General features: G+C 43.1%; 2 protein-coding genes. One reads left to right on the top strand and one right to left on the bottom strand.

Features of this window, described 5'->3' with window-relative positions:
- Positions 1–709 (top strand): hypothetical protein (locus tag D9603_RS21475; RefSeq protein ID WP_153188206.1); only part of this gene is annotated, 709 nt, incomplete at its 5' end.
- Between the two features lie 100 nt (positions 710–809).
- On the opposite strand, the gene D9603_RS21480 is transcribed toward D9603_RS21475, so the two are convergent.
- On the bottom strand, positions 810–1358 hold the full coding sequence (locus D9603_RS21480; RefSeq protein WP_161972779.1) for a hypothetical protein: 549 nt from the start codon (positions 1356–1358) through the stop codon (positions 810–812).
- Positions 1359–1551 lie beyond the last annotated feature (193 nt).

Below are 1551 nucleotides of genomic sequence, written 5' to 3' on the forward strand. Positions count from 1 at the left end.
AAAAATCGCTGAACAAGCCAGTATTTTTAGTGTTGCAGGACATATCAAACCCCTCAAGCAATCTCTTATCAAAGCTGTTGAGCTTGCACCAGAGCACTCCGATTATCGTAGCGCTCTCATCAAGTTTTACATTAATGCCCCGTCGATGTTTGGCGGTGATAAGCAAGAAGCTAAAAGACACATTGAAAAACTAGAAAAAACAGACGCTTTCTCTGCTCTATTAACACGGCTATGGCTGTATGCAAGGTTAGACGAGCAAGCAAAGTTTACTTATGAACTTGAACAAGGAGTACAGCAATACCCTCTAGAGCCTGCGCTTTATCATACTTTAGGTGCACTGTACTACGAATTAGACAAGCCACAACTTGCCTTATCATATTTACGTCAAGCCACCGAGATAAAAGCACAAACCAAAACACAACAAAAATACAAAGCCTTGTCGTTAGTGTTGATAGGGACTGTTAGTCTGCAACTTGAAGCGCACTATGATGAAGGCCAAAAAGCGTTAGAGCAATACCTAAATAACATGACCCCTAGTCATGATATGCCTGATAAGAGTCAGGTTAAATTTAAGTTAGCAACCATCGCCATACAGCAAAACAAGGGTGAAATTGCCCGGCAATGGCTACAAGCGGTAATACGGGAAACGCCAAGCAACAAACTCAAACGCGAAGCGAAATCCGCACTCAAGAAGCTGACTCGCTCGTAACGAGTACTTTCGCTTTGCAGCAACATAAAGTAAGAGGGCTTACCTGCACTCTTACTCTTTGTGCGTAAATTAGCCGCACTAGGATTATGACCGCTCTGCATTACTCCCAGCGCATCACACTATCGTAGGTTTCACAATACTGCATAGCGTCTTGCGCTTCTACAATAAAAAGTTGCTGAGACTCAGAAACAGGATAACTGAGATATTCCGAACATTCTGCACTTTGGCCATTGCCAACCACGACTTTGGTTCCAGCCTTTAACGTGCATTTTACCAACTTATCCAGAGGTGACCATTGGTAGCAAATCTCAAAATCTTTGCGATAGTCAGCTGTGAAACCAGATGGGCGTGAAAATGACCACCATTGACCAAACTGGCTTTTTGGATTTGTGCTGTTCCATACTCTGTACACAACAATGTCGTGGGTGCTTTGATAAACGGCTCCTTGACACAATTTACCTTGCAATGGCGCTCCTATCGCCTTGGAAAGTAAAGCGTCGTCTTGGATGGGCAAAAATTTATCGCTAAATTCACTTTGCACCGCAGTACTGCCGATACAGTATGACTGTTGCTCTGCTGTTGCCACTGTGTGGGTATTGGCACACCCTTGAAGCGCACCAAGTGCAATAAAAATAAAAACCTTCTTCATGTTAAGTACCTAATTTTACTGATTTAACCTGAGGTTTAGATAAGAAATGCGCTAACTCTGGTTTTTAAAATCACACTGAATTATTACTGTTCTTGCCAGAGAGTTTTGGCGAAAACATCGCTTCCGCGTCCTGCTCAGCCGGAGGCACCTGCGTCCTGTAGGCAAGGCAAAAGTTTTGTTATTTAGTTGTTCT

The sequence above is a fragment of the Pseudoalteromonas sp. PS5 genome (assembly GCF_004103255.1).
In the GTDB taxonomy this organism is placed as follows: Bacteria; Pseudomonadota; Gammaproteobacteria; order Enterobacterales; family Alteromonadaceae; genus Pseudoalteromonas; species Pseudoalteromonas peptidolytica.